At 72.2% G+C, this 24,822-nt stretch carries 22 protein-coding genes; 13 read left to right on the forward strand and 9 right to left on the reverse strand.

The window, feature by feature from the left end:
• Window positions 1-86: 86 nt before the first annotated feature.
• Both OG598_RS16780 and pseI read left to right on the forward strand, forming a co-directional pair.
• Window positions 87-1,250, forward strand: coding sequence for a glycosyltransferase family 2 protein (locus OG598_RS16780; RefSeq protein WP_328650045.1), 1,164 nt, complete (start codon window positions 87-89; stop codon window positions 1,248-1,250).
• A gap of 133 nt (window positions 1,251-1,383) precedes the next feature.
• The gene (gene pseI / locus OG598_RS16785; RefSeq protein WP_328650046.1) at window positions 1,384-2,436 is read left to right on the forward strand and encodes a pseudaminic acid synthase; all 1,053 of its coding nucleotides are present in this window, start codon (window positions 1,384-1,386) and stop codon (window positions 2,434-2,436) included.
• Window positions 2,437-2,609: 173 nt separating this feature from the next.
• On the opposite strand, the gene OG598_RS16790 is transcribed toward pseI, so the two are convergent.
• Genes OG598_RS16790 through OG598_RS16805 form a run of 4 tightly spaced genes read right to left on the reverse strand, consistent with a single transcriptional unit; the run spans window position 2,610 to window position 5,397 of the window.
• Window positions 2,610-3,137, reverse strand: a complete 528-nt coding sequence (locus OG598_RS16790; RefSeq protein WP_328650047.1) for a hypothetical protein — start codon at window positions 3,135-3,137, stop codon at window positions 2,610-2,612.
• Entirely contained in the window at window positions 3,121-3,876 is a 756-nt protein-coding gene (locus tag OG598_RS16795; protein WP_328650048.1) for an SDR family NAD(P)-dependent oxidoreductase, read from the reverse strand. The genes OG598_RS16790 and OG598_RS16795 overlap by 17 nt, the downstream gene beginning before the upstream one ends.
• Entirely contained in the window at window positions 3,869-5,149 is a 1,281-nt protein-coding gene (locus OG598_RS16800) for an AMP-binding protein (RefSeq protein WP_328650049.1), read from the reverse strand. Before OG598_RS16800 ends, OG598_RS16795 begins: the two co-directional genes overlap by 8 nt.
• Complete coding sequence (locus OG598_RS16805; RefSeq protein ID WP_091401397.1) at window positions 5,146-5,397, reverse strand: acyl carrier protein; 252 nt, start codon at window positions 5,395-5,397, stop codon at window positions 5,146-5,148. The genes OG598_RS16800 and OG598_RS16805 overlap by 4 nt, the downstream gene beginning before the upstream one ends.
• Before the next feature lie 100 nt (window positions 5,398-5,497).
• Here OG598_RS16805 and OG598_RS16810 point away from each other — a divergent pair, with 100 nt between their 5' ends.
• Window positions 5,498-6,007 (forward strand): GNAT family N-acetyltransferase, encoded by a 510-nt coding sequence (locus OG598_RS16810; protein WP_328650050.1) that lies wholly within the window; start codon window positions 5,498-5,500, stop codon window positions 6,005-6,007.
• 101 nt (window positions 6,008-6,108) lie between these two features.
• Here the strand turns inward: OG598_RS16810 and OG598_RS16815 are convergent, their stop codons facing one another.
• Window positions 6,109-7,845: a hypothetical protein gene (locus tag OG598_RS16815; RefSeq protein WP_328650051.1), complete on the reverse strand. Its 1,737-nt coding sequence runs from the start codon at window positions 7,843-7,845 to the stop codon at window positions 6,109-6,111.
• A gap of 365 nt (window positions 7,846-8,210) precedes the next feature.
• Here OG598_RS16815 and pseB point away from each other — a divergent pair, with 365 nt between their 5' ends.
• The 7 genes from pseB (at window position 8,211) to OG598_RS16850 (ending at window position 15,663) form a co-directional block, all read left to right on the forward strand.
• Window positions 8,211-9,194: a UDP-N-acetylglucosamine 4,6-dehydratase (inverting) gene (gene pseB, locus OG598_RS16820; RefSeq protein WP_210816822.1), complete on the forward strand. Its 984-nt coding sequence runs from the start codon at window positions 8,211-8,213 to the stop codon at window positions 9,192-9,194.
• Window positions 9,191-10,348, forward strand: coding sequence for a DegT/DnrJ/EryC1/StrS family aminotransferase (locus OG598_RS16825; RefSeq protein ID WP_328650052.1), 1,158 nt, complete (start codon window positions 9,191-9,193; stop codon window positions 10,346-10,348). The genes pseB and OG598_RS16825 overlap by 4 nt, the downstream gene beginning before the upstream one ends.
• A gap of 10 nt (window positions 10,349-10,358) precedes the next feature.
• Window positions 10,359-11,207: a hypothetical protein gene (locus tag OG598_RS16830; protein ID WP_328650053.1), complete on the forward strand. Its 849-nt coding sequence runs from the start codon at window positions 10,359-10,361 to the stop codon at window positions 11,205-11,207.
• On the forward strand, window positions 11,197-13,023 hold the full coding sequence (locus tag OG598_RS16835) for a class I SAM-dependent methyltransferase (RefSeq protein WP_328650054.1): 1,827 nt from the start codon (window positions 11,197-11,199) through the stop codon (window positions 13,021-13,023). Before OG598_RS16830 ends, OG598_RS16835 begins: the two co-directional genes overlap by 11 nt.
• Window positions 13,020-13,793: a glycosyltransferase family protein gene (locus OG598_RS16840; RefSeq protein ID WP_328650055.1), complete on the forward strand. Its 774-nt coding sequence runs from the start codon at window positions 13,020-13,022 to the stop codon at window positions 13,791-13,793. The genes OG598_RS16835 and OG598_RS16840 overlap by 4 nt, the downstream gene beginning before the upstream one ends.
• Window positions 13,790-14,947 (forward strand): PseG/SpsG family protein, encoded by a 1,158-nt coding sequence (locus OG598_RS16845; protein ID WP_328650056.1) that lies wholly within the window; start codon window positions 13,790-13,792, stop codon window positions 14,945-14,947. Before OG598_RS16840 ends, OG598_RS16845 begins: the two co-directional genes overlap by 4 nt.
• Before the next feature lie 80 nt (window positions 14,948-15,027).
• Window positions 15,028-15,663, forward strand: a complete 636-nt coding sequence (locus OG598_RS16850) for an alpha-ketoglutarate-dependent dioxygenase AlkB (protein ID WP_328650057.1) — start codon at window positions 15,028-15,030, stop codon at window positions 15,661-15,663.
• Window positions 15,664-15,670: 7 nt separating this feature from the next.
• Here OG598_RS16850 and OG598_RS16855 read toward each other — a convergent pair whose 3' ends face one another.
• The 3 genes from OG598_RS16855 to OG598_RS16865 all read right to left on the reverse strand — a co-directional run bounded on the left by OG598_RS16855 (window position 15,671) and on the right by OG598_RS16865 (window position 21,106).
• Complete coding sequence (locus OG598_RS16855) at window positions 15,671-16,048, reverse strand: TrmH family RNA methyltransferase (RefSeq protein WP_328650058.1); 378 nt, start codon at window positions 16,046-16,048, stop codon at window positions 15,671-15,673.
• Window positions 16,049-16,472: 424 nt separating this feature from the next.
• Window positions 16,473-18,956, reverse strand: a complete 2,484-nt coding sequence (locus tag OG598_RS16860) for a DNA gyrase/topoisomerase IV subunit A (protein ID WP_328650059.1) — start codon at window positions 18,954-18,956, stop codon at window positions 16,473-16,475.
• Window positions 18,957-19,048: 92 nt separating this feature from the next.
• Window positions 19,049-21,106 (reverse strand): DNA gyrase/topoisomerase IV subunit B, encoded by a 2,058-nt coding sequence (locus tag OG598_RS16865; protein WP_328650060.1) that lies wholly within the window; start codon window positions 21,104-21,106, stop codon window positions 19,049-19,051.
• A gap of 276 nt (window positions 21,107-21,382) precedes the next feature.
• Here OG598_RS16865 and OG598_RS16870 point away from each other — a divergent pair, with 276 nt between their 5' ends.
• The 3 genes from OG598_RS16870 to OG598_RS16880 all read left to right on the forward strand — a co-directional run bounded on the left by OG598_RS16870 (window position 21,383) and on the right by OG598_RS16880 (window position 24,526).
• Complete coding sequence (locus tag OG598_RS16870; protein ID WP_328650061.1) at window positions 21,383-22,081, forward strand: hypothetical protein; 699 nt, start codon at window positions 21,383-21,385, stop codon at window positions 22,079-22,081.
• A 184-nt stretch (window positions 22,082-22,265) separates the two neighbouring features.
• Window positions 22,266-23,522, forward strand: a complete 1,257-nt coding sequence (locus OG598_RS16875; protein WP_328650062.1) for a hypothetical protein — start codon at window positions 22,266-22,268, stop codon at window positions 23,520-23,522.
• 140 nt (window positions 23,523-23,662) lie between these two features.
• On the forward strand, window positions 23,663-24,526 hold the full coding sequence (locus OG598_RS16880; RefSeq protein ID WP_328650063.1) for an alpha/beta hydrolase family protein: 864 nt from the start codon (window positions 23,663-23,665) through the stop codon (window positions 24,524-24,526).
• Between the two features lie 19 nt (window positions 24,527-24,545).
• Here OG598_RS16880 and OG598_RS16885 read toward each other — a convergent pair whose 3' ends face one another.
• Entirely contained in the window at window positions 24,546-24,716 is a 171-nt protein-coding gene (locus tag OG598_RS16885) for a hypothetical protein (protein ID WP_158629581.1), read from the reverse strand.
• Between the last annotated feature and the right edge of the window lie 106 nt (window positions 24,717-24,822).

The raw sequence follows: 24,822 nt of genomic DNA on the forward strand, positions 1-24,822 counted from the left end.
CCGCTGGTCGGGAGTTCAGAGAGTCCACCATCGGCGGCAACGTCAGGTTCCGGGGCCGGCCACCCGGGTCGTCGAAGGTGGCGGACGTGGTCAATGAGCCGACGCACGCACCGCTGCTGAGCATCGTCGTGCCCGTGTACGGCGTCGAGGCGTACCTGTACCAGTGCCTCGAGTCGATCCGGGCCGACATCCCGGCGGGCGAGTCGGACGCGGTCGAGCTGATCGCCGTCGACGACGCCTCCCCGGACGGCTGCGGCGACATGCTCCGGTCGTACGCGGTCAGCCGCGACGGCGTGCGCGTCGTGCACCTGAGCAGCAACGTGGGTCTGGGGCTGGCCCGCAACGCCGGGCTCGACGTGGCCACCGGCCGGTACGTCTGGTTCGTCGACAGCGACGACTGGTTGCCACCGGGCACGATCGCGGCGGTGCTGGACCGGCTGCGTCAGCACCAGCCCGACGTGCTGATGCTCGACCACCTGCGGGTGCACGAGGACGGCCGGCGGGAGGTCGACGCGAGCAGCCCGCTGCTGCGCGGCATCACCGGCGTGACCCGGTTGGCCGACCAGCCGCAGCTCCTGCGGGTACAGCACACCGCCTGGAACAAGGTGGTCCGCCGGGACTTCATGGACGAGCTGGAGCTGCGGTTCTTCCCCGGCTGGTACGAGGACATCCCGTTCAGCCACCCCCTGCTGATCGGGGCCGAGAAGATCTCCGTGCTGGACCGGGTCTGCTACCTGTACCGCCAGGGCCGCCAGGGCGCGATCACCTCCACCCGCAGCGGCCGGCACTTCGACGCCTTCGCCCAGTACGAGCGGCTGCTGGACTGGGTCGCCCGGAAGCACCCGGACGAGCGGTTGCAGGCCGAGCTGTTCGAGCTGATGATCAGCCACTACCTGGTGGTGGTGGGCAACGACGGTCGGCTGCACCCACATCTACGGCGCGACTTCTTCCACCGGGCCGCCGCGCACTACCGTCGGTACCTGCCCACCGGCGGCTACCCGCTGCCCCCGGGCGTGGCCGGGCTCAAGCACCGCCTCGTCGGGCGGGGTGACTGGGTGGCGTACTCGGCGCTGCGCCAGGCCCACCGGGTCGCGGGTCGCCTGCGTCGGTCCGGCACGGTGGGCGGCGCCGACGGCGGTTCGGTCGCCGCCGACGAGGACCCGGGGCGAGGGGCGAGCGCCGGGCCGACGCGCGACGGTGGGCTCACGCCGGAGCGGCACGACGCGCTGGCCGTCGGCCGGCTGCCGTGAACGACCCCACAGTGGAGCACGCCGGGAGCCGGGGCGGCTCCCGGCGACCCGATTTCCCAGGTCGTCCGCCCGCCGGGTGGACGACGACAGCACCACCGCACCCCGGTGCGGGCGTACCCGAGCAGAGGTCGGAATGACAGCGACAATCAAGATCGGACCGCACGCGGTCGGTGCCGGGGAGCGACCGTTCGTGGTCGCCGAGATGTCCGGCAACCACAACGGCGATCTGAACCGGGCGCTGGCCATCGTCGACGCGGTGGCCGCGAGCGGGGCGCACGCGCTCAAGCTCCAGACGTACCGGCCGGACACCATCACCATCGACGTCGACACCCCGGCGTTTCGGATCTCCAGCGGGCACGAGCTGTGGGGCGGGGAGAACCTGTACCGCCTCTACGAGCGCGCGCACACCCCGTACGAGTGGCACGCCCCGATCTTCGAGCGGGCCCGCGAGCGGGGCCTGACCGTTTTCTCGTCGCCGTTCGACGCGACCGCCGTGGAGCTGCTGGAGTCGCTGGACGCGCCCGCGTACAAGATCGCCTCGTCGGAGTTGGTCGACCTGCCGCTGATCCGACTGGTGGCCAGCACCGGCAAGCCGATGGTCATCTCCACCGGAATGGCGACGGTCGCCGAGATCGACGCCGCCGTGCGCACCGCCCGGGCCGGCGGCGCGGCGGGCATCGTCCTGCTGGCCTGCACCGCGTCTTACCCGGCCCCGCCGGCCGACAGCAACCTGCGCCGGTTGCCCGTGCTGGCCGGCGCGTTCGACGTGCCGGTCGGGCTCTCCGACCACACCCCCGGCATCGGGGTGGCGGTCGCCTCGGTGGCGCTCGGCGCCTGCTTCATCGAGAAGCATGTGACGCTGGACCGGGCCGACGGCGGCGTGGACTCGGACTTCTCCCTGAACCCGGCGGAGCTCACGGCCCTGGTCGCCGAGTCCGGCCGCGCGTACGAGGCGCTGGGCGGCACCGCCATCGGACCGACCCCGGCGGAGCGGGAGGGGCTACGGTTCCGCCGGTCGCTCTTCGTGGTCGAGGACGTCCGGGCCGGCGATCCGGTGACCGCGCAGAACGTCCGCTCGATCCGGCCGGCCGGCGGGCTGGCGCCCGTGGAGATCGACCGGGTCCTGGGCCGCACGTTCACCACTGACGTCCCCCGCGGCACCCCCCTGAGCTGGAACCAGATCTAACCCATCCCGCCCCCGCCCGGCCCGTACGCGGCCTGCCCCTGTCGATCATGGACTTGTGGTGGGCGTTCAGACCCCGCGTGCCTGCATCGTGAGGCACCACAACTCCATGATCGACCGGGTGCGGCGGGCAGGCGGGGCGGGTGGGGGCCGGGTGGGGCGGGTGGGGGTTGGGTCTACAGGGGTCGGCCGTCGGCTGCGGCACCTTGACCGTCCGGGGCGAAGCCGACGGTGAGCACCAGGTCGGCCAGCCGGAGGGTCCGCCAGACCGCCGAGCCCGCTGCCTGCGTACCCAGGCCGTGACGCCGCCACCAGGCCGCCACCGGCACGTCGGCCAACTTGCAGCAGCACTCGGCCCGGGTCCACCGGGCCCAGAAGTCCGCCGCGCCGAACCGGCGGGCCAACGCCGGCGGCACCGGGGCGTCGGCGCGCTCCGCGTCGATGGCCACCCGCCAACCGGGCGTCGATGGGCCGTACCAGCCGACGCAGCGGCCGTCGTCGAGGTGGCTACGGGTCGCCGCGTCGGCCAGGTCGGCGGGGGTGCCGATGCGCAGGTGCCGCTCGGCGGCGGCGAGCAGCCCCGGCACCGGACGCGGCACGGCCCCGCCGACCGCCCCCGACGACAGGGGCGGCACGGCAATCCCGCCGTGCCGCGCTTGTTGCACCGGCAGCGGAACCAACCGCAGGTCAGATGGCGGCGGCACCGTCCACCACGATGACCTGGCCGTTGATGTTGGTGTGCTCCCGCAGCAGCATCCGCACGACCGGGGTGACCTCCACCGGCTCGGTCAGGTGACCGGTCGGGGTGCGGCGCACGATCTGGTCGAGCTGGGTCGGACCGAGCACGGCGGACATCTCCGAGGCGAAGAACCCGGGCGCGACCGAGTTGACCAGCATCCGGCCGCCCAGTTCGCGGGCGAGCGAGCGGGTGGCGGCGTCCATGCCGCCCTTGGTGGCCGAGTACGCGACGAGGCCGGGAAAACCGCGCTGCCCGCAGATCGAGGTGATGTTGACGATCCGCCCGCGCAGCCCCTTGGCGAGCATCCGGCGGATCACCAGCCGGGTCAGCTGTAGCGGGGCCGTCAGGTTGGTCTCGATGATCCGGGCAATGTCGTCGGTGGCGGTGTGCGCGTGCAGGGAGTCCTGCCCCATGGCGGCGTTGTTGACGATGCCGTCGATCGGGCCGAGGCGCTGCTCCACCTCGCGGACGAAGCTCTGCGCGGCGCGCAGGTCGGTGACGTCCACCGAGCCGACGTGCACCCGGTCGGGATGCTCGGCGGCGAGCTTCTCCAACTCCGGGGTGATGGTGCGGGCGAACGCGGCCACGCGTACGCCGGCGTCGAGCAGGTCGGTGACGATGGCCAGACCGAGGCCACGGGAACCGCCGGAGACGAGGACCACGGAGCTGGGCGGGACGAGCTGGGTGTCGGCGGGCTCAGACATCGCTCTTCAGGGTCTCCTTGACGGGAATGTCGGTCAGGACGCGAATGCGGCGCGGCACCGCGTGCTCGGGGAGCCGGTCGGCGCACCAGCGGACCAGCGCGGCCTCGTCCGGCGCACCGGTGTCGGCATCGGACGGGTCGGCGGCGGCGAGGACCACCTCGGCGACCACCATCCGCCCGAGCACCGGGGCACGGCGGCCGGTCACCCGGGCCCAGGCCACCGCCGGATGACCGGCGAGCACGCCGCGGACCACACCGGCGGAGACCTTGCTGCCACCGACGTTGATCTCGTCGGAGTCCAGTCGGCCGGTGATCAGCACCCGGCCGTCGAGCACCTGCACCCGGTCACCGGTGCGGATCGGGCCGGCGAGACCGGCCCCGTGGTACGGGGAGGTGACCACCAGCTCGTCGTCGCGGACGGAGAGCGTCGGCCGGCCCGGGGTTTCCCGGTCCAGCCAGTCGACAGGGAACCCGGCCCGCCCGTCGTGCACCACAATGGACGCCCCCACCTCGGAGGACGCGTAGATCCAGGAGATCCGGGCCGTCGGGAAGACCTCCCGCAGCTGGTCCAGGATCGCCTGGTCCACCGGTTCCCCGCCGAGGGTGATCTGGCGCAGCGGCACCCGAGCGAGGGCCTCGGCGTCGCGGTAGAGGGTGCGCCGCCAGAAGGTCGGGGTGCCGGAGGCCGCGTCCACCCCGTGGGTGGCCGCGACGGTGGGCCAGTCGTCCAACTCGTCGGGCTCGACCACCACCAGGTGCTGGCCGGGCTGGGTCAGCGACAGGGTGACGACCTGCCACCAGGCGTACGTGCCCGGGGCGTACGGGCAGAGCCAGGTCCGGTCGGGCTGGTCGGCCCGTACCGTGGTCAGCGTGTCGAGGGTGTGCCCGACCTGCTTCGGACGCCCGGTGGAGCCCGAGGTCAGCAGCCAGAGCCGGCCCGGCTCGGCGGCTCGCGGCCGGGCCGGTGCGCTCGGGTGCACGCCGTCGTCGTCGAGGACGCCGACGGTGAACCCGGCCTCCAGCAGCTCGGTGCGCATCACCGCGTCGACCCGACTCGCGGTGCTGAGCAGCAGCTCGGTGCCGTGCGCGGCGTGCTGCCGCGCCGCGGTGAGCGCGTGCACGGCCGAGCGGGCGAGCACCGCCGCCGGGTCGGGCAGTGTGGGCGTCGGCAGCGAACGCCAGGTCAGCGCGGCGCCACCGACGACGAGCCGGTTGTCGACACCGGCCGGCTCCGGGCCGGCGGGGGTCAGGTGGCGCGACGTCGCGACGGTCACTGGTGTTGAAGCTCGACGAGGAAGTCGAGGACGTCCCCGACGGTGGCGATGCGACGCAGCCCGGGGGCGTCGAAGTTGAGCTCCTCCCCCGTCTCGTCCTCCACCCGCAGGGCAAGCTCGGAGAAGTCGAGCGACCGGAAGCCGATCTCCCGCAACTGCGCCGCGTCGTCAGCGGGCAGCTCCTTGTCCTGATTCTTCAGCACCTGAGCCATGAGGTCGCGGATCTGCGCGCGACTCAATTCGTTCATGCGCCGCAGTCTACAACCCAACGAATGCATATCTGATTTCCCGGTAGGCCCGGGTAAGGTGCCGGAGCCCGACGTGAACGGCTAGGAAAGCGAGACGCACGTGCTGCGCGAAGCGACGACGGACGACGTTCATCTGATGTTGTCCTGGCGTAATCAGGAAACCAATCGACAGGTCAGCAAGACCAGTCACGAGATCTCCGCCGAGGAGCACGCCCGGTGGTGGTCGGCGGTCCGCGACGACCCGTCCCGGCGAGTGCTGGTGTACGTCCGCGACGACCGTCCCTGCGGTGTGGTCACCTTCTTCGACCTGCGGTTGGACGGCCCCCGCACCGGTGCGTGGGGCTTCTATCTCGACGCGGAGGGGCTGGACGGGCGGGGCGAGACACTGCCGGCCTGGCTGGGGGTCATGCGGGAGGCCGTCGAGTACGCCTTCGACGGGTTGCACCTGGACCGACTCGACGGCGAGGTGCTCGGTCACAATACCGTCGTACGGCAGATGAACCGACGTTTCCGATTCGTCGAGGGCACGCCGCGACAGGAGGTGTCCGACGGCCGGGACATCACCGTCGTCCCGATTTCCCTGGCTCGGGCGGACCGTCGCCAGCGCTGATTCTCGGCCCCTTTACCGCAATGGACGGGAACCATTAACCGACAGTGCTCCCGGTGGACATCCGCCGTTAACGGATAGCGGTGTCCACCGGGTGCGGTGGGTCAGGCGCGCCGCCAGGCGGCCCAGTGCTGCTCCGGGTTGCCACCGAGTCGGACGAAGCCGTACGCCGTCCCGTCCCAGTCGTCGACCTGCCCGGGTGCCCAGCGGGCGAACACGACCTGCGCCGCGGCCGGCGGCTGTTTGTCGCCGAACCACCGGACGTCGGTCCAGGTCACCTGGTGGCTGAGGTTGAACCGGAGGACGTAGTGCACGCCGGTCGAGGCCCACACCCGCTCGCCGGGGCGTACGCCGACGTCGGCCACCCGGGGCGTCGGGGCGGTGCTCTCGGCGGCCGGTCGCACGATCCGTTCGTCGATCACCTGCATCGTGACGAGGTTGACCACCACGAGGGCGCCGAGGATCGGCAGCCGCAGGCGGGGCACCCGGGCCGCGGCGACGAGCAGCACACAGCCGGCGATGCCGACCAGCGACCCGACCACCGGTCGCAGTTCACGCCAGCCCCCGGTCAATGCCACCAGGTCCGGCGCGCTGAAACCGCCGTAGCGCAACTGGTGGCCCTGGCTGGCCACGTACGCGAGTCGGGCCGCGATCAGCGCGCCGCCGCCGACCAGCAACGCCACCGCGACGGCCACCCGGCGCAGCACCACCCGCCACCCGGCGGTGAACAGCACCCCCAGCCCGACCAGCAGCCAGAACGGCGCGAGCATCTGCACGTACCGGCCGTAGATCGCGTCCAGCGGCTTGCCGGTGATGCCGGACAGGATCACCGACGCGCCGCCGGCCACCCCGACGGTCACCACCAGCGCCACGCCCATCGTCCAGCGGGCCGCGTCGCCGTGCCGCGGACGCCACAGCTCGCGGACGGCCCCGGCCCAGGCCACCCCGGCCAGTCCGAACGTGATCACCACGAGGTACCAGAGCTGGGTGGTGACCGCGGCGCTCACCCGGGCCACGCCCTGGGCGGAGGCGATCGCGTCGAGCGTGCTGCCGCCGGGAGTGCTGCCGAGCAGGTAGACCTTGCCGCCGAGGTAGTGGATGGCGGCCTCGTTGACGAGCGCCATGGCGAGCACCGGCAGCAGCGCCGCGAGCACCACGGGCGGGCTGATCCGGCGGCGGACGAACAGCAGCAGCACCAGCCCGGCGTGCACGGCCACGATCACCAGGCCGCGGGAGTGCAGCAGGTGGAACCCGCCGACCAGCAGGCCCACTGTGGCGGCGGCGAGCGGGCCGGGCCGGGTGATCCAGCGGTGCACGGCGAGCAGCCAGGCGACCACGAGCGGCGCCATCACCGCGTCGATCATGGCCACGCCCGCGTAGAAGGCGGTGGCCGGCAGGGTCGCCGCCACGACCGCGCCGAGCAGCGCGTACGAGCGGCGCAGCTGGAACAGGCGGCGACCGAACAGGTATGCCAGCGGCAGCAGCGTCGAGTTCACCATCGCGTTGATCAACTGGACGATCCGGTAGCTGTCGGTGAAGTCCCGGTCCCCGAGGAACGCCGGCGAGATCAGCATCGGGTAGCCGACCCGGCGCAGCAGGTCGTTCTCGCTGCTGAAGCCCCCCGGACCGCCGGCCAACGCGCGGGCGGTGTTCAGGTAGCTGTCCTCGTCGGTGTGCGCGATCGGCAGCACGACGTGCCGGGACCACCACATCCGCCAGGCCACGCTGAGCACCCAACCGACGACCAGCAGCAGCGGCACCAGCCAACGCCGGGCGGTCGGGCCGCTCGGCGTCTCGGCCACCACCACCGGCCGTTCGACCACGTCACTACCGGGTGCCATGAACGCCTCCAGAATTGCCGGCCGGATCGGGCCCGCGCTGATCCGACGGGCCCACCGGCCGGCGTCGGTGACGCCCGGGGTGGCCCGCTCGCACCGAGCCGGTGTGGATGTCGGGTGAACGGGGGACCCGGCTGCGCGCCGGGCCGACGGGTCGTTCGCGCGGTCACTGTAACGGCCCGATCCGGCCAGGTCAGCCCACACCCGGGGCGGTCGGAAGTGTTCGCCTGCGCGGTGTTCGGCATTCACGGGAGCAAAGGTTGCGGTTCACCCGCGAGCGCCGAGGAGTTAACCCGCCATGGCTAGCGTGTCACCCCGGTCGGCCGGCCCAGGGCCGCTCGTTCATCCACGAACACGGGAGCACCACATTGAGTGAGTTGAATGGATCGTCCATTCTGATCACCGGCGGAACTGGTTCCTTCGGCAGGACGTTCCTCCGGCACATCCTCAACGAGGCCGACCCCGCCCGCGTGGTGGTGTTCTCCCGCGACGAGCTCAAGCAGTACGAGCTTCGCCAGCAACTCGGCGACGACCCGCGGCTGCGTTGGTTCATCGGCGACATCCGGGACCGGCACCGCCTCACCCGGGCCATGCACGGCGTCGACCACGTGGTGCACGCCGCCGCGCTGAAGCAGGTGGACACCGCCGAGTACAACCCCTCGGAGTACATCGCCACGAACATCACCGGCTCGCAGCACGTCGTCGACGCGGCGATCGAGGCCGGCGTCAAGAAGGTCATCGCGCTCTCCACCGACAAGGCGTCCAGCCCGATCAACCTGTACGGCGCGACGAAGCTGGTCGGCGACAAGCTGTTCGTCTCGGCCAACCACTACGCCGCCCAGCACCCCACCCGGTTCTCGGTGGTGCGCTACGGCAACGTGGTGGGCAGCCGCGGCTCGGTGGTTCCGCTGTTCCGCCGGCTGGCCGCCGAGGGCAAGAGCCTGCCGATCACCGACAAGCGGATGACCCGCTTCTGGATCACCCTGGACCAGGCCGTGCAGTTCGTCATGGACTCGTTCGACCAGATGCAGGGCGGCGAGCTGTTCGTGCCGCGTATCCCGAGCATGCGCATCCTCGACCTGGTCGAGGCCGTGGCCCCGGACGCCACCACCCACGAGATCGGGATCCGGCCGGGCGAGAAGCTGCACGAGGAGATGATCGCGCCCGACGACAGCCGGCGGACGCTGCGCGCCGACGGCCGGTTCATCGTCCAGCCGACCATCGCCACCTGGGGCTACCAGGCGCCGGTCGACTGCGACCCGGTGCCGGACGGCTTCGCCTACCAGTCGGACACCAACGACGAGTGGCTCACCGTCGAGCAGTTGCGCGACATGCTCGGCATCAACGGATGACGGGGATGCTCCCGTACGGCCGGCAGTCGATCAGCGAGGACGACGTCGCCGCCGTCGCCGACGTGCTGCGCGGCGACTGGCTCACCACCGGTCCGCAGGTCGACGCCTTCGAGGCCGACCTCGCCCGGTGGACCGGCGGAGTCGGTGTCGCCGCCGTCTCCAACGGCACCGCCGCGCTGCACGTGGCGTACGCGGCGGCCGGGGTGGGGCCGGGCGACGAGGTGGTCGTCCCGCCGATGACGTTCGTGGCGACAGCCAGCAGCGCGGTCGCCCTCGGCGCGAAGATCGTGTTCGCCGACGTCGACGACGAGACGTTCTGCCTCGACCCGGCGGCGGCCGCCGCCGCTGTCACCTCGCGGACGAAGGTCGTCGCCGCTGTCGACTACGCAGGCCACCCCGCCGACTACGACGCGCTGCGCACGTCGGTCGCAGGCAGCGACGCGCTGCTGCTCGCCGACGCGGCGCACTCGATCGGCGGGACGTACCACGGTCGGCCGGTCGGTTCGCTCGCCGACCTGACCACGTTCTCGTTCTTCCCCACGAAGAACCTGACCACCGCCGAGGGCGGCGCCGTCGCGGCGCTCGACCCGGAGATCCTGAAGCGGGCCCGCCGGTTCCGTGGCGTCGGCGTGGTCCGCGAACGCGACGACCTGCGTTTCCCGGACGAGGGCGGCTGGCACCAGGAGGTGCACGAGTTCGGGCTGAACTACCGGCTGCCGGACGTGCTCTGCGCCCTGGGCCGCAGCCAACTGCGTCGGCTCGGCGCGTTCACGGCCCGCCGCAGCGCCCTGGTCGCCCGATACGACGAGGCACTGGCCGACCTGGACGGCGTACTGCTGCCAAACCGCAGGTCGTGGGCGGACCCGGCCTGGCACCTCTACCCGATCCGGGTGCTCGACGGACGTCGCCGTGAGGTGTACGACCGGATGCGGGCCGCCGGCATCGGCGTCCAGGTCAACTACATCCCGGTGCACTGGCACCCGGCCTTCGCCGACCTGGGTTACCGGCGCGGGTCCTGCCCGGTGGCCGAGTCGTTCTACTCCCAGCAGCTGTCGCTGCCGCTCTACCCGGGGCTCAGCGACGCCGACCAGGACCGCGTCATCGACGCGCTGACCGCCGTGGTGCGGGGCAGCTCGGTGCGTTCCGCCGCCTGATGGGAACCTGATGCACCACGCCAACCACTTCTACGGCCACGCGCACGTGCTGGCCCGGTACGCCGGCCTCGGCGACCGGCACCCACCCCGGATCAACGGGTACGTGCAGCACGGCTGGAACATCGGCGACGGCCTGGCCCCCGGCCACCCGTACGCCGACCGCACCCCCAGCCTGCTCTGGTCGGAGCAGACCCGCCGCCGGGCCTGGTCGGTGGGGCGGCGCAACGTTGTCGTCATCGGCGCGCCGTTCAGCTACCTGCTGGCCATGCGACCCGAGGATCCACCGGCCGAGGAGCGGGAGGGCACCATCTGGTACCCGTTCCACGGCTGGGAGGGTCAACACGTCAAGGGCGACCACCGCACACTGATCGCCCTCATCAAGGACACCGAGCCCGGCCCGGTCACTGTCTGCCTCTACTGGCACGAGTACCGGATGCGCAACGTGCGCCGGCTCTACGAGCGCGCCGGGTTCCGGGTGATCTGCCACGGCTACCGAGGGCACTGGTGGAAGGACACCGATCCGGAGTTCCTCGACCGGCAGCTCACCGAGCTGCGCCGTCACCGCCGGGTAGCATCCAACCGGCTGACCAGCGCGATCTTCTACGGCATCGCGGCCGGGTGCGAGCCGGCGGTCTACGGCGACCCGATGATCCTGTCCAACGAGGACCCGACCTTCGGCGGCACCGCTCGGATCCGACGGCAGTGGCCGCAGCTGCACGGCACCACAGTCGACCTGCCCACAGCTGTCGAGATCGCCCGCGCCGAACTGGGCACCGACAACCGCTGCACGCCGGCCGAGCTTCGCGAGCTGCTCGGTTGGGCGAACCTCCAGGAGGAAGAGGAAGACCGTGACGACTGAGACGGCACCCGCCGACCGGATCACCCTGCCGGGCGGCGAGATGCTGGCCTGGTCGGACCTGCCGCAGAAACGGCTGGCCAACGGCGGGCCGCTCGCCGCGCTGGCCGCACGGTTGGTGCCGCCCGGCGCCCGGGTCCTGGTGGCCGGTCCACACGACCCGGCACTGCTCGACCAGCTCACCCACGCCGAGGTCACCTGCCTGCTGCGCAGCCACCCGGACGCGGTGGCGCTGGCGCACCGGGCCGCCCGCGTGGTGGTGGGCGGCCCGGCCGGGCTGCCCGACGACGAGACGTACGACGTGGTCATCGCGGCTGCCGGGCTGGACCCGGTCGAGTCGGTGGAGGGCACCCGGCTCGGCTGGGACGGTGTGCTGGCGCGACTCGTCGCCGCGGTGCGACCGGGTGGCACGTTGCTGCTGCGCCTGGACAACCCGCTGGGCCTGCACCGGCTTGTCGACACCACCCCCTGGTACGCCAGCCGCGACGACTCCGCCTGGGTGATCGGCGGCGTGCTGGACCGCACCCACCCGGCCAACCGGGACCAACTGCGCGAGCGGCTCGGCGCGGCGGGACTGCGGCCGACCGCGTGCTGGGCGGCGTACCCCGGTGTCACCACCCCGACGGCGCTGCTGGACGCCGACCACCTCGACCGGGACGCGGGCTCCGGCCTGTTCGACGCGGTGCTGCACGGCGCCTGCGCCGGGGGTTTCACCAGCGCCACTGTGCTCCAGGACCCGGCCCGGCTCGCGGTGGACGCGCTGCACGCCGGGCGCGCCGCCGACCTCGCACCGGGCTGGCTGACGCTCGCCCACCGGCCCGCCGACCCCACGGACCCGACCACGCCGGCCGTCGACGGGGACCTGCCGGTGGCCCTCGTGCAGACCGGTCGCCCCGGGATCGGCGTGCTGGAGGTGCTGCACGGCCCCTCCGGTTGGCGCTGGGGGCTCATCCGGGCCACCGACGCGACGACGCCGGCCGTCGCGCCGTTCGCGAGCCGCGAAGCCGCGTACCGGGACGCGGACGCGCTGTCCGGACCGGTGCCGGCCGGCCGGCTGCTGCGTACCCTGCTGCTCGACGCGGCCCTGCGCCGCGACCTGGCCACCCTGCGCGCGCTGCTGCGCGGTTACGCGGGCTGGCTCGCCGACCAGGCCGACGCCGACGGCCGGATCGCCGGCGCGGCGGCGCTGGCCGGCACCGACAACGTGGTGGTCGACGGCGAGCGGTACGCGGTGCTCGACCCCAGCTGGCGGGCCACCGCCGCGCTGCCCGGCGACGTGGTGCTCGCCCGCGGGCTGTGGCGCTTCGCGGCGGGCCTGCTCACCGGCGGGTACGCCCACCCGTGGTCGTCCACTCTCGACATTACGGGCCTGACCGTGGTGCTCGGCGGACTCGCCGGCCACGACCTCGACCGCGCGACGGTCAGCGAGGCGATCGAGGTCGAGGCGGCCATCGCCGCCGCGCTGGACGGGCTGGACGCCGGCGCCACTGTCGGCCTCGCCACCGAACTGCACGCCGTCGCGCCGACCGACCCGCCGATCGGCGGGCACAGCTACCAGCAGCTGCGCGAGGCGTGGCTACGCCAGCGCGAGGAACTCACCCGGTTGGCAGCGCTGACCGCGTGGACCGAGGAGTTGCTCACCTCGCGGGAACGGGCGCTACGCCGGGCCGAGACGACGATCGGTCTGCTCAGCGGGTCGCTCAGCTACCGGGTGGGCCGGCTCGCCATCACCCCGGCCCGGCTGGCCAAGCGGGGCGCCCGCGCCGCCAAACGCCGGGCCACAGCGGTGCTGGCCCCCAAGCAGGAGGAGCAGCAGTGACCGCCGTACCGGTGCCCGGGGCCGCCACGGACGACGCCAAGCCACGGATCGTCGGCATCGTGCAGGCACGCATGGGTTCGTCCCGGCTGCCCGGCAAGGTGCTCCGCCCGCTCGCCGGACGGTCCGTTCTGGGCCGGGTCGTACGTGCCGCCCGCGACAGTGGCGTCCTGGCAGACCTGGTCGTCGCCACCAGCACCGACGCTGTCGACGACGCCGTGGCCGCCGAGTGCGCGCGGCTCGACGTGCCGTGCCACCGCGGGCCGGTCGACGACGTGCTGGACCGGTTCGTGGGCGCCCTCGCCGCGCACCCGGGAGACGCCGTCATGCGGTTCACCGCCGACTGCCCCCTGCTCGACCCGGAGATCATCACAGTGGTCGCGTCGGTGTACCGGGCGGTCCCCGGGCTGGACTACGCCAGCACGTCGATCGCCCGGACCCTGCCCCGAGGGCTGGACGTCGAGATCATCCGAGCGGAGACGCTGCGCACCCTGGGCCGGCTCGCCACCGACCACCACCGGGTGCACGTCACCTCGTACGCGTACACCCACCCGGAGCTGTTCCGGGTGCTCGGGGTGACGCTCACCCCGGACCGCTCCGCGCTGCGGCTCACCCTCGACACCGAGCAGGACTGGGCGCTGGTCAGCGCGATCATCGATCACTTCGGCGACGTCAGCGTGCCGCTGGCCAAGCTCTCCGACTGGCTCGACGGTCAGCCCCGGCTGCGCGCGCTCAACGCCGACGTACGACAGAAGCACCTGGAGGAGTCGTGAGCACCCTGAGGGTCGGGTTGCGCTGCGACGCCGGGCCACGGCGCGGCGTCGGCCACCTCGTCCGCTGCCTGGCGCTCGCCGAGGAGTTCCTCGCCCGGGGCGCCGACGTCACAGTGTTCGGCACCGTCGAACGGCTCGACTGGGCGACCGCGGAGCTGGCCGCGCGGGGCATCCCGCTGCTTCCCGGCCCGAACTCGGCGGCCGAACTGGTCGAGGCGGCCCGCCGACACCACCTGGACGTGCTGGTCCTCGACTCCTACGAACTGGACCCGGCCGGGGCCGGCGCCCTGCGCGCCGCCGGCGTCTACACCCTCGCCATCATCGACGGCGACAGCCGCGGCCAGGTCGCGGACCTCTACCTCGACCAGAACTTCGGAGCGGAGCTGCCGGGGCCAGGTTCCGGGGCGGAGCTGCCCGGGCTGGGGTCTGCGGTGGCACTGCCCGGGCTGGGGTCTGCGGTGGCACTGCCCGGGCCCGGTTCCGGGGCGGAACTGCCCGGCCGGCTGCTCGCCGGGAGCGGGTACGCCCTGCTGCGCGACACCGTGATCAGCGCCCGGCCGCCGGTCGTCCCGCCCGCCACGGCGGTCAGCCGCCCCCGGGTGCTGGCCTTCTTCGGCGGCACCGACGCGGTCGGCGCGGCGCCGGTCCTGACCCGGGTGCTGGTGGCCACCGGTCACCCGATGGACCTCACTGTCATCGTCGGGCGACCCGAGATCGAGGCGGAGGTCGACGACGTCGCCCCCGGCCGGGGGCAGACCATCCGACCGGTCCCACCCACCACCTCGCTGCCGGCGCTGATCACCGAAGCCGACCTCGTGGTCAGCGCCGCCGGCACGTCCACCTGGGAACTCTGCTGCCTCGGCGCACCCAGCGCGCTGGTCTGCGTGGTCGACAACCAACGTGAGTCGTACACCCGGGTGGTGCGGCACGGCCTGGCCGCCGGCCTCGGCGAGCTGCCGGAGCTGACCGCCGGCGGCGTCGCCGGACGAGCCGCCCGCGCGACGGCGGCACGGACCCTGCACGGGCTGCTCAGCTCGCCGCAGCGACGCGCGACGCTCGCCGCTCGCGCCTGGTCCACCGTCGACGGGCAGGGCCGGGCGCGGGTGGTGGACGCGGTGTTCGACGCCGTGCGCGCCGCCACCGTCCCGGGCTGACCGCAGCGGGCCAAGGTCGGAGCGGGTCGGCACCGTTCGGCGCTAGCACGGGTGTACTAAAGTGCTGCTAGGGTGGCTGCATGACGCAGGCCGCCTACCAGCCGTCGATGCTCGACCTGGCCGACGCCGGGCCGACCCTGGGGCCACTGCCCGGCCAGATCCGCCGGCACCAACTCAGCCGGGGCGCCTGGGTCGACCACCTCCCCGGCTGGGTGCGCGGCTCCGACACGGTCCTCGACACCCTGCTCACCGAGGTGCCCTGGCGTGCCGAACGGCGCACCATGTACGACGCCGAGGTCGACGTGCCCCGCCTGCTCTGCTGGTACGACGGCGCGAGGCAACTCCCCCACCCCGTCCTCACCTCCGCGCGGGTCGCACTCACCGAGCACTACGCGCCCGAGCTGGGCGAGCCCTTCGTCACCGCCGGCATGTGCCTCTACCGGTCCGGGCGCGACAGCGTGGCCTGGCACGGCGACACCATCGGCCGCTCGGCGCACACCGACACGATCGTCGCGATCGTCTCCTTCGGATCACCCCGACCGCTGCTGTTGCGCCCACGCGGCGGCGGCGAGAGCCTGCGCTTCCCGGTGGGCCACGGCGACCTGATCGTGATGGGCGGCTCCTGCCAACGCACCTGGGAACACGCCATCCCCAAGACCAGCCGCCCCGTCGGCCCACGGGTGAGCGTCCAGTTCCGCCCCCACAACGTCGCCTGATCCAGGGCTAGAGGAGGCCGGCGAGTTTGTAGAGGACCAGGGAGCCGGCTACCGCGACGTTCAGGCTGTGGCCATGACCGACCATGGGAATCTCCACCGCCAGGTCCAGCTGGTCGAGCGCCTCGGGCGGGATGCCGGTCGCCTCGTGCCCCAACAGCACCACTGTGCGGCCCCGCGCGGCGGGCAGATCCCGAGCCGGACCGCCTCGTCGGCCAGTTCCACCCCGAGGATCCGGGTGCCGGCGGCCCGTTCGGCGGCCAGCCAGCGCAGCGGACTGCCGACCCGGTGAACGCACCCCGGCCGACGCAGCGTGTTGCCCCGGGCCACTGCCTCGTCCACCCAACGGAACGGGGGTACGGCGAGGCAGGCGCCGACCGCGTCGCACGTCCGCAACAGGGTGCCCAGGTTCGCGCCGTGCATCGGCCAGAGTGGCGCGGCGATCAGGTGACCCCAACAGCGGTGTGGTCGGGGACGGCGGGCGGCGCGGAGCTCACGCCTCGGCCGGACCCGGATGGCGGCGCTCACGCCGCGCCGGCGACTCCGCCGGACAGAGAAGAAATCATGTTGAGGGGTGCTTCGCGGTGCACCCGGACCATCACCGACAACAGAGGGCCCCCACCATAGCGCGCTGGCGGACGCCCCACTCCGCATGATCGTGCTTGATCCAGGATCGAGTGGCATCACCGCGTCGGTGAAACCACTACGTCCAGGATCGAGCACGATCTTGGGGCGCGCCGTGCGCACGCCGGACGCATTTCGGGCACGCCGGACGCGTCGCTGGGGACGGCGCGACAACCCGGGTGGGAGGGTCAGTCGCGTTCGATCAGGTGGCCTACCACCGTTGGGCCGAGCATCACCGCGAAGCCGCTGCCGTCTCGGCGTGGGTCCGCCGTGGGCAGCTCCACCGGGTCGCCGGTGGCGGTCGCGCCGACCGGTCGCGGGCCCACCCAGGCGACGGCAACGTCCGTCTCACCCTTGAGGAAGCGGTGCGCGCGCACACCGCCGGTCGCCCGGCCCTTTGCCGGGTACGCCTTGAACGGCGTCACCTTGACCGTCGCGCCGGTGGAGGTGACCACCATCGGCTCGCCATGCCCCGGGTCGTCGGTGCGCACGGCGCCGAAGAACGCGACCCGCGCCCCGGCCGGCAGGTTGATGCCGGCCATACCGCCGCCCTTGAGGCCCTGCGGCCGGACCAACCCGGCGGGGAAGCGCAACAGCGACGCCTCCGAGGTGACGAAGGTCAGCGTCTCGGTGCCGTCGGTCAGCCAGGTCGCCCCGACCACCTCGTCACCGTCGCGCAGACCGATCACCTCGAACTCGTCGGAGCGCACCGGCCACTCCGGCGAGCAGATCTTCACAGCGCCCTGCCGGGTGCCCAAAGCCAACCCCGGTGAGCCCTCCGCCTGCCCGCCGAGCGGGGCCAGGCCGACGACCGTCTCCCCCGCCGCCAACGGCACCAGCTCGGCCGCTGACATGCCGCCACGCAGTGACACGGTGCCCGCCTGCTCGGGCAGCACGGGCAGCGGCAGGACGTCGACCTTGAACGCCCGACCGGCGCTGGTCAACAGCAGCACCCGACCACGGGCGGTGGAGTGCGCGATGGCGCGTACCGTGTCGTGCTTGACCCGGCCGTTGCGTCGGCGCCCCTCGGAGCTCTCCTCCGACTCGGCAGCGGTCCGGGCGACCAGCCCGGTCGCGGAGAGGATCACCTGGCACGGGTCGTCGGCGACCTCCAGGGGGCCGGCCGGCGCGGACGCGGCCAGCACCTCCTTCAGGTCACCGTCGACGAGCGTCGTACGACGTTCGGTGCTGAACTGCTTGACCACGGCCGCCAGTTCGTCGGAGACCACCTTCTTGAGCACCCGCTCGTCGTCGAGGATCTTGCTCAGCTCGGCGATCTCGGAGCGCAGCCGCTCCTGCTCGGCCTCCAGCTCGATCCGGTCGAACTTGGTGAGCCGGCGCAACGGAGTGTCCAGGATGTACGTGGCCTGGATGTCGGAGAGGCCGAACCGACTCATCAGCCCGTCCTTTGCGGCCTGCGCGTCGTCGCTGCCCCGGATCAGCCGGACCACCTCGTCGATGTCCAGCAGCGCGATCAGCAGACCGTCGACCAGGTGCAGCCGCTCCTGACGCTTGCGCCGACGGTACGAGGTGCGCCGGGTGACCACTTCGTACCGGTGGGCCAGGAAGACCTCCAGCAGCGCCTTGAGGCCCAGCGTGCGCGGCTGCCCGTCGACCAGGACCAGGTTGTTGACGCCGAACGACTGCTCCAGCGGGGTCAGCCGGTAGAGGTCGGCGAGCAACGCCTGCGGGTTGACCCCGACCTTGCACTCGACGACGAGCCGGGTGCCGCTCTCCCGGTCGGTGAGGTCCTTGACGTCGGCGATGCCGGTCAGCCGCTTGGTCTTGGTGACCTCGTTGGTGATCGCGGCGATGACCTTCTCCGCGCCGACGCCGTAGGGCAGCTCGACCACTGTGATCGCCTGACGGCCCCGGCTGCCCTCGATGGGGCCGATCTCCACCTTGCCGCGCATCCGCACCACGCCACGCCCGGTCTCGTACGCCCGACGCACCTCGTCGAGGCCGAGCAGCACCCCACCGGTGGGCAGGTCGGGGCCGGGGACGAACTCCATGAGTTTGTCCAGAGTGGCGTCCGGGTGGTTGATCAGCCAGCGGGCCGCGGAGACGACCTCCGCCAGGTTGTGCGGGATCATGTTGGTGGCCATGCCGACCGCGATCCCGGACGCGCCGTTGACCAGCAGGTTGGGGAAGGCCGCCGGCAGCACTGTCGGCTGGGTCAGCGACCCGTCGTAGTTGGGCTCGACGTCGACGGTGTCCTCGCCCAGCTCACCGACGAGCAGCATGGCCTCGCGGGACATGCGTGCTTCCGTGTAACGCGAGGCGGCCGGGCCGTCGTCGGGGCTGCCGAAGTTGCCGTGCCCGTCGATGAGCGGCACGTTGAGGGAGAAGTCCTGCGCGAGGCGGACCATGGCGTCGTAGATCGCCGTGTCGCCGTGCGGATGGTACTTTCCCATCGTATCGCCGACAATTCGGGCAGACTTCACGTGCCCACGGTCGGGGCGGTAGCCCTGCTCGTACATCGACCAGAGGATGCGCCGGTGCACGGGCTTGAGGCCGTCGCGGGCGTCGGGCAGGGCGCGGGAGTGGATGACCGAGAACGCGTACTCCAGGTAGGAGTCGGAGACCTCGGTGACCAGCGGGTTGTCGAAGACCCGCGCGCCGGCCTGGTCGAACGAGGAGAGGTCGACCTTGTTTTCCTTACGGCGTGCCATGACTCAGCTCTCCACTGGAACGGAACGGGCGCTCATGCCGTCGCTGCGCAACGGCATGAGGCACCATCGCGCTGTACCAAAAATTCGCTCGCTCATGCGTCGATCGCATCCCGGTCGACGCGGTCGGCGGAGTCGATGAGCCAGTTGCGGCGCGGCTCGACCTTCTCGCCCATCAGCAGTTCGAGGATGCGTTCGGCGGCGTCGACGTCGTCGAGGGTGATCCGGCGGACGGCCCGGGTGGCCGGGTTCATCGTGGTGTCCCACAACTCGTCGGCGTCCATCTCACCGAGACCCTTGAACCGTGGGATGGGCGTGACGATCTGCTTGCCGGCCTTCTCCAGCTTGCGGACCGTCGTCTCCATCTCGGCCTGGGTGTAGGTGTAGACGGTCTGCGGGCTGCGCCCCTTGGTGGTGATCTTGTGCAGGGGCGGCATCGCGGCGTAGAGCCGACCGGCCTCGATCAGCGGCCGCATGTACCTGGCGAACAGGGTGATCAGCAGCGTACGGATGTGGGCGCCGTCCACGTCGGCGTCGGCCATGATCAGCACACGGCCGTAGCGCAGCGCGGAGAGGTCGAAGGTGCGCCCCGACCCGGCGCCGAGGACCTGCACGATGGCCGCGCACTCGGCATTGTCCAGAACCTGCTGGAGGTTGGCCTTCTGCACGTTGAGGATCTTGCCGCGGATCGGCAGCAGCGCCTGGTATTCCGAGGAACGGGCCATCCGGCTCGTGCCCAGGGCACTGTCACCCTCGACGATGAACAGCTCACTGCGATCGATGCCGGTGGCCCGGCAGTCGACAAGTTTCGGCGGCATGGACGCGCCCTCCAGGGCGGTCTTGCGCCGGGCGGCGTCCTTCTGTTGCTTCTGGGTGAGTCGCACCCGGGCGGCGTCGACGATCTTCTGCAGGACGGTGCGCGCCTCGGCCTTGGTGCGCCGGTCCTCCAGCCATGCCTTGATGTGCGCGTCGACCAGGGACTGGAGAACCTTGGTGATGCCGGTGGTGGACAGCTCGTCCTTGGTCTGCGAGGTGAACTGCGGCTCGGGGATCCGCACGTGCACCACCGCCGTCATCCCCTCCAGGACGTCGTCCAGGGTGGGCGGCTCCTCCTTGGCCTTGAGCAGACCGCGGGTGTTGCGGATCGCGTCGGCGAGCGCGCGGACGAGGGCCCGCTCGAAACCCTTGCGGTGGGTGCCGCCGTGCGCGTTGCGGATGGTGTTGGTGAAGCACTCGACGGTGCGCTCGTAACCGGTGCCCCACCGGAACGCCACCTCGACCTCGGCGCGCCGCTGCACGTTGGACTGCATGACGCCGTTGGCGTCGGCGGCGTTCTCCCGGTAGGTGCCCTCGCCGTTGACCAGCAGGGTGCCGGAGACCGGCCGGTCGCCGGCCGGGGCGAGGAACTCCACCATGTCGCTGAGCCCGTTGGGGTAGTGGAACCGCTCGTCGGCGGGCGCCTCGCCGGTCAGGTCGCGCAGCAGGTAGGTCACGCCGGGGACCAGGAAAGCGGTGTTGCGCAGCTTCATCCGGACGGCGTCGACGTCGAGCGCGGCGCCGGTCTCGAAGTAGCGGGCGTCGTGCCACCAACGGATCGAGGTGCCGGTGCGTTGGCCGCGCTTCATGGCGCCGGCCACCTGGAGCCCGGGGCCGGCGGTGAACGGAGCGTCCGGCCCGTCGCCGTCGAAGATGCCCGGAACGCCGTGCCGGAACGACATCGCGTGGATCTTGCCGGCCCGGCGGACTGTCACGTCGAAGCGGCGGGACAGCGCGTTGACCGCCGATGCGCCGACGCCGTGCAGACCCCCGGAGGTCTTGTAGCCGGAGCCGCCGAACTTGCCGCCGGCGTGCAGCCGGGTCAGCACCAGCTCGACGCCGGAGATGCCGGACTTGGCGTGCACGTCGGTGGGAATGCCCCGGCCGTCGTCGTCGACCTGCACCGAGCCGTCGGCGTGCAGGATCACCTCGACGTGGCTGGCGTGACCGGCGACACCCTCATCGGTGGAGTTGTCGAGGATCTCGTTGACGAGGTGACCCACGCCACGGCTGTCGGTGGAACCGATGTACATGCCGGGCCGCTTGCGGACAGCGTCCAGCCCCTCAAGGTGGGTGAGGTCATCGGCCCCGTACAGGGTGTCAGGCTCTGCGGTCAACTGGTCGTACTCCCCGGTCTCGGCGGTCTGCTGCCGGTCACCGGCGACATCAGCCGGCGTGGCGCGCCGCAGCGAGCCTAGCCCGAGGCTAGGACAACCACCGGAGGACCTACGCGACCCGCCGCGCGCGGCCCTCCGGACGTGAGCCAACGAACAGCCGCCGGGTGATCACGGGACCACGCAGAGACACCGCCACCGGTACGCTCAGCCATGATCGCGGCCGGTGTGTGCGCGGGGTGCACGCCGTCCGGATCGGGAGATCAGGAGGCGGTCGCTGTGGACGAGACGATTCGCGACGCGCTGCGGCGCTCCCTCGGCACGCCGGCCCGGCGGTGGCTGCTGGTGGGCACCCTGGTGATCGGGCTGCTGGCCGCCGTGGCGCTGGTCGCGGCTGCGGATCCCGCCGACCGGACCTTCGCCGAACTCTCGGACACTGTGCAGAGCCTGACGTCGGTCGCGACCCCGCTCTTCGGCATCCTGCTGGTCCGCGATCTGCGCCGGGCGCCCGTCCGCCCCCCGGTGGTGCCCACAGTGCTCGCGGTGGGGCTGCCGGCGGTCGTCATCGGCGTGGTCGGTGTCCTGATCTGCGCCGCGACGCTGGCCCTCACCCCGGCCGACGTCGCCGACGCGCCGTGGCGGTTCGCCGGGACGGTCGCGCTGGGCAGTGTGCTGGTGCATGTCGTGGCCGGTCTGGTGGGCACCGGGCTGGGCCTGTTGCTGCGCTCGGTGGTGCTGGCGTTCCTGGCCACGATCATCCTGCCGCTGGCGCTGTTCGCGCTGCTGGGCGCTGTGGACGCGCTCCGTCCGGCGCAGCCGTGGCTCACCCCGTTCGGCAGCGTGCGCAACCTGCTCTCCGGCGAGATGAGCGCCGTGGCGTGGGTGCAGTGGTTGTGCGTACTCCTGATCTGGGGTGTCGGGCTGAACGCCGTGGGCGCGGCCCTGCTGAGCCGCCGCGACCGCCCGACCGGTCGCTGACTCCACGCCGAGGGGCGGTCGACAACCCGGGGCACGGGTCCTATCTCGACGCCGTAGCCCGTCATGCCTACGGGCGCGTGTCTTTCGTCGAACGAATCTGTTACGGGCCATTGACGCCTGTCGCGCCGGGGTGATCTGATCGCGCTCTCAGAGAATCTTTCATCTTTCGATGGTTGGGGGCCCCATGCCCAGGTTCCGGCGTACCGCGCTCGCCGCGGGACTAACGATCGCCATGGCCGCGTTGTCGACAGCCGTCGCGCTGCCCGCACCCGCGTCCGCCGCGTTGCCCACCGCCGCGGTGGCCCTCGGGGACAGCTTCATCAGTGGCGAGGGCGCCGGGGCCTACACCCCGGTCGTCGACGTCAACGGAGTCAGCCAGGGCTTCCCCGGTTGGACCGCGGCGAACAACAACGCGTTCTTCTGCCACCGCTCGGCGAACGCCTCGCTCAACCAGGCCAACCTGCCGGGCATCCAGAACCGGTTCAACCTGGCCTGCTCCGGTGGTCAGCCACACGACATCGCCAACGACTCCCAGGCGCGGACCAACGGTCGTACCGTCGCCTCGCAGCTGAGTCAGCTGCGCGCCGTCGCGCAGACCCAGGACATCGACCTGGTGCTGGTCGGCCTCGGTTCCAACAACAGCTCGTTCACCTTCGGCAGCGTCGCGGAGAAGTGCGCCAACCGGTTCATCGCCGACGCCTGGACCGGCTGGTGGGAGTTCTGGGCGTACCTGAACGGGCCGGTGGAGCAGAAGCCGTGCAGCGACGCCGACCTGGCCACCGCCGCGCAGCTCAGCGCCGCGACCGCGGAGACCACCGCGGCCGTACGCCAGATCCTGACCACCCTCGACCAGGTGGACGCGGACGGGCAGCACCGTGTGGTGTTCCAGGACTACACGAACCCGCTGCCGCTGGACCTGAACCAGCAGTTCCACGAGGAGGACAGCCGGGACGACACCCGGGACAAGTTCCGTGACCTGGGTGCCGAGCGGTACGCGGCCGGTTGCCCGATCCACCGGGCCAGCCTGGCGCCGGGGCACCGCTTCTCCCAGGGTCTGGGCAGCATCGTGAAGTCCACCCGGGACACTCTGGCCGCCGAGTTCCCCGCCGACGACCTGGTGTACCTGAGCGTGCAGCAGGCCTTCAACGGTGCCCGACTCTGCGAGCAGACCAGCAGCCCGAGCGGCGCGCTGGCCACTCCGATCCGGCTTCAGGACGGCGCGACCGGCACCTTCGTCACCAGCCTCGCCGGCAAGGACAAGATCGCCATCCAGCGCATCGCGAACACCTGCGTCACCTACTTCCAGACCTGCCAGGAGTCGTGGCACCCGAACGCCACCGGGCACCAGGTGCTCGGCCAGTGCCTGAGCGGGGCGGCCTCCACCAGCGCCCGCGCGGTGGCCTGCGTACGGGCCAGCAACGGGGCGATCTCGGTCTCCTGACCGCAACGCCCCTCGGAGGGCTCCGCCACTCGGCGGGGCCCTCCGTCGCGTCCGTCGAGCGCGGCACGTCCGCCCACCGCTGTCGGGGACCCCACGGCCTGCTGCTACCCGCCGGTAACGTCAGGCCGTAGGCTGGGCCGGTGAACGGGGACCCGGAGTACGCGCAGGAGTTCGTCGACGTCGACGGTGGCCGGTTGGGTGTGCAGGTCTATCCGGAACCGGCCGGGGCGCCGGGCGCGCCGGTGGTGGTGATCTGGCCCGCGATGGGGGTCCGGGCCCGGTACTACCGGCCCTTCGCCGCCGCGCTGCGCGCCGCCGGACTGGCAGTGGTCGTGGCCGACCTCCGCGGCACCGGGGCGAGCACGCCCGCGCCGAGTCGGGCGGACCGGCACGGTTACACCGAACTGGCCGGCGACGTCGGCGCCGTCCTGGCCGCCCTCAAGCCACGTCTGGACGGACGCACCCGACTGCTCCTCGGGCACTCGCTCGGCGGGCAGGCCGCGCTGCTGCACCTCGCCCTGCACGGCAGCGGCGAGGTGGACGGTTTGGCGCTGGTCGCGGTCGGCATCCCGTACTGGCGGAGCTACCCGGGCCGGCGCGGTCTCGGCGTACTGCCCTACACCCAGGGGATCGCCGCCACGGCGGCGCTGCTCGGCGTCTGGCCGGGCTGGGGCTTCGGCGGTCGGCAGGCACGCGGCGTGATCCGCGACTGGGCCCACACCGCGCGCACCGGCCGATTCCCCCGGCTCGACGGTACGGACACCGAGGCCGCCGTCCGCGCGGTGCGGACCCCGGTGCTGGCCGTCAGCGTGGACGACGACCAGTTCACCCCGCACGAGACCATGGACCACCTCTGCGCGAAGCTCGCCGACGCGCCGGTGACCCGGGAGCGGTACACAGTGGAGCAGGCCGGTACGACGTTGGACCACTTCACCTGGGTCCGCGCCAGCGTCCCGCTGGCGCGGCAGATCGCCGTTTTCGTCGGCGACCTGCCGCCCCGCTGAGCCGTACCGGCCGGTCGGCTCACTCGTCCTGGTCCAGTGGCACCAGTTCACCGTCCCGTTCCACCTGGATCTCGGCGTGCTCCTTGCGGGGTGCGACCTCTGCGGTGTTCCGGTGTGGGTCGTTGTCGGGGTGCATGAGCACCGCGTCTGTTTTGGGGGTCTTCTCCCGGCTCTCGTCCGGCTGCGACATCGCGTTCCCCTCTCGTCGGCGTCGCTCGGGATCTACCCGCCACCGGGCGAACGACTCCTGCTCGGGGCAGGTCGACCCGCCGAGGTCACGGATGTCCGGTAGCGGC

It is taken from the genome of Micromonospora sp. NBC_00330, from assembly GCF_036136635.1.
GTDB lineage: Bacteria > Actinomycetota > Actinomycetes > Mycobacteriales > Micromonosporaceae > Micromonospora > Micromonospora salmantinae.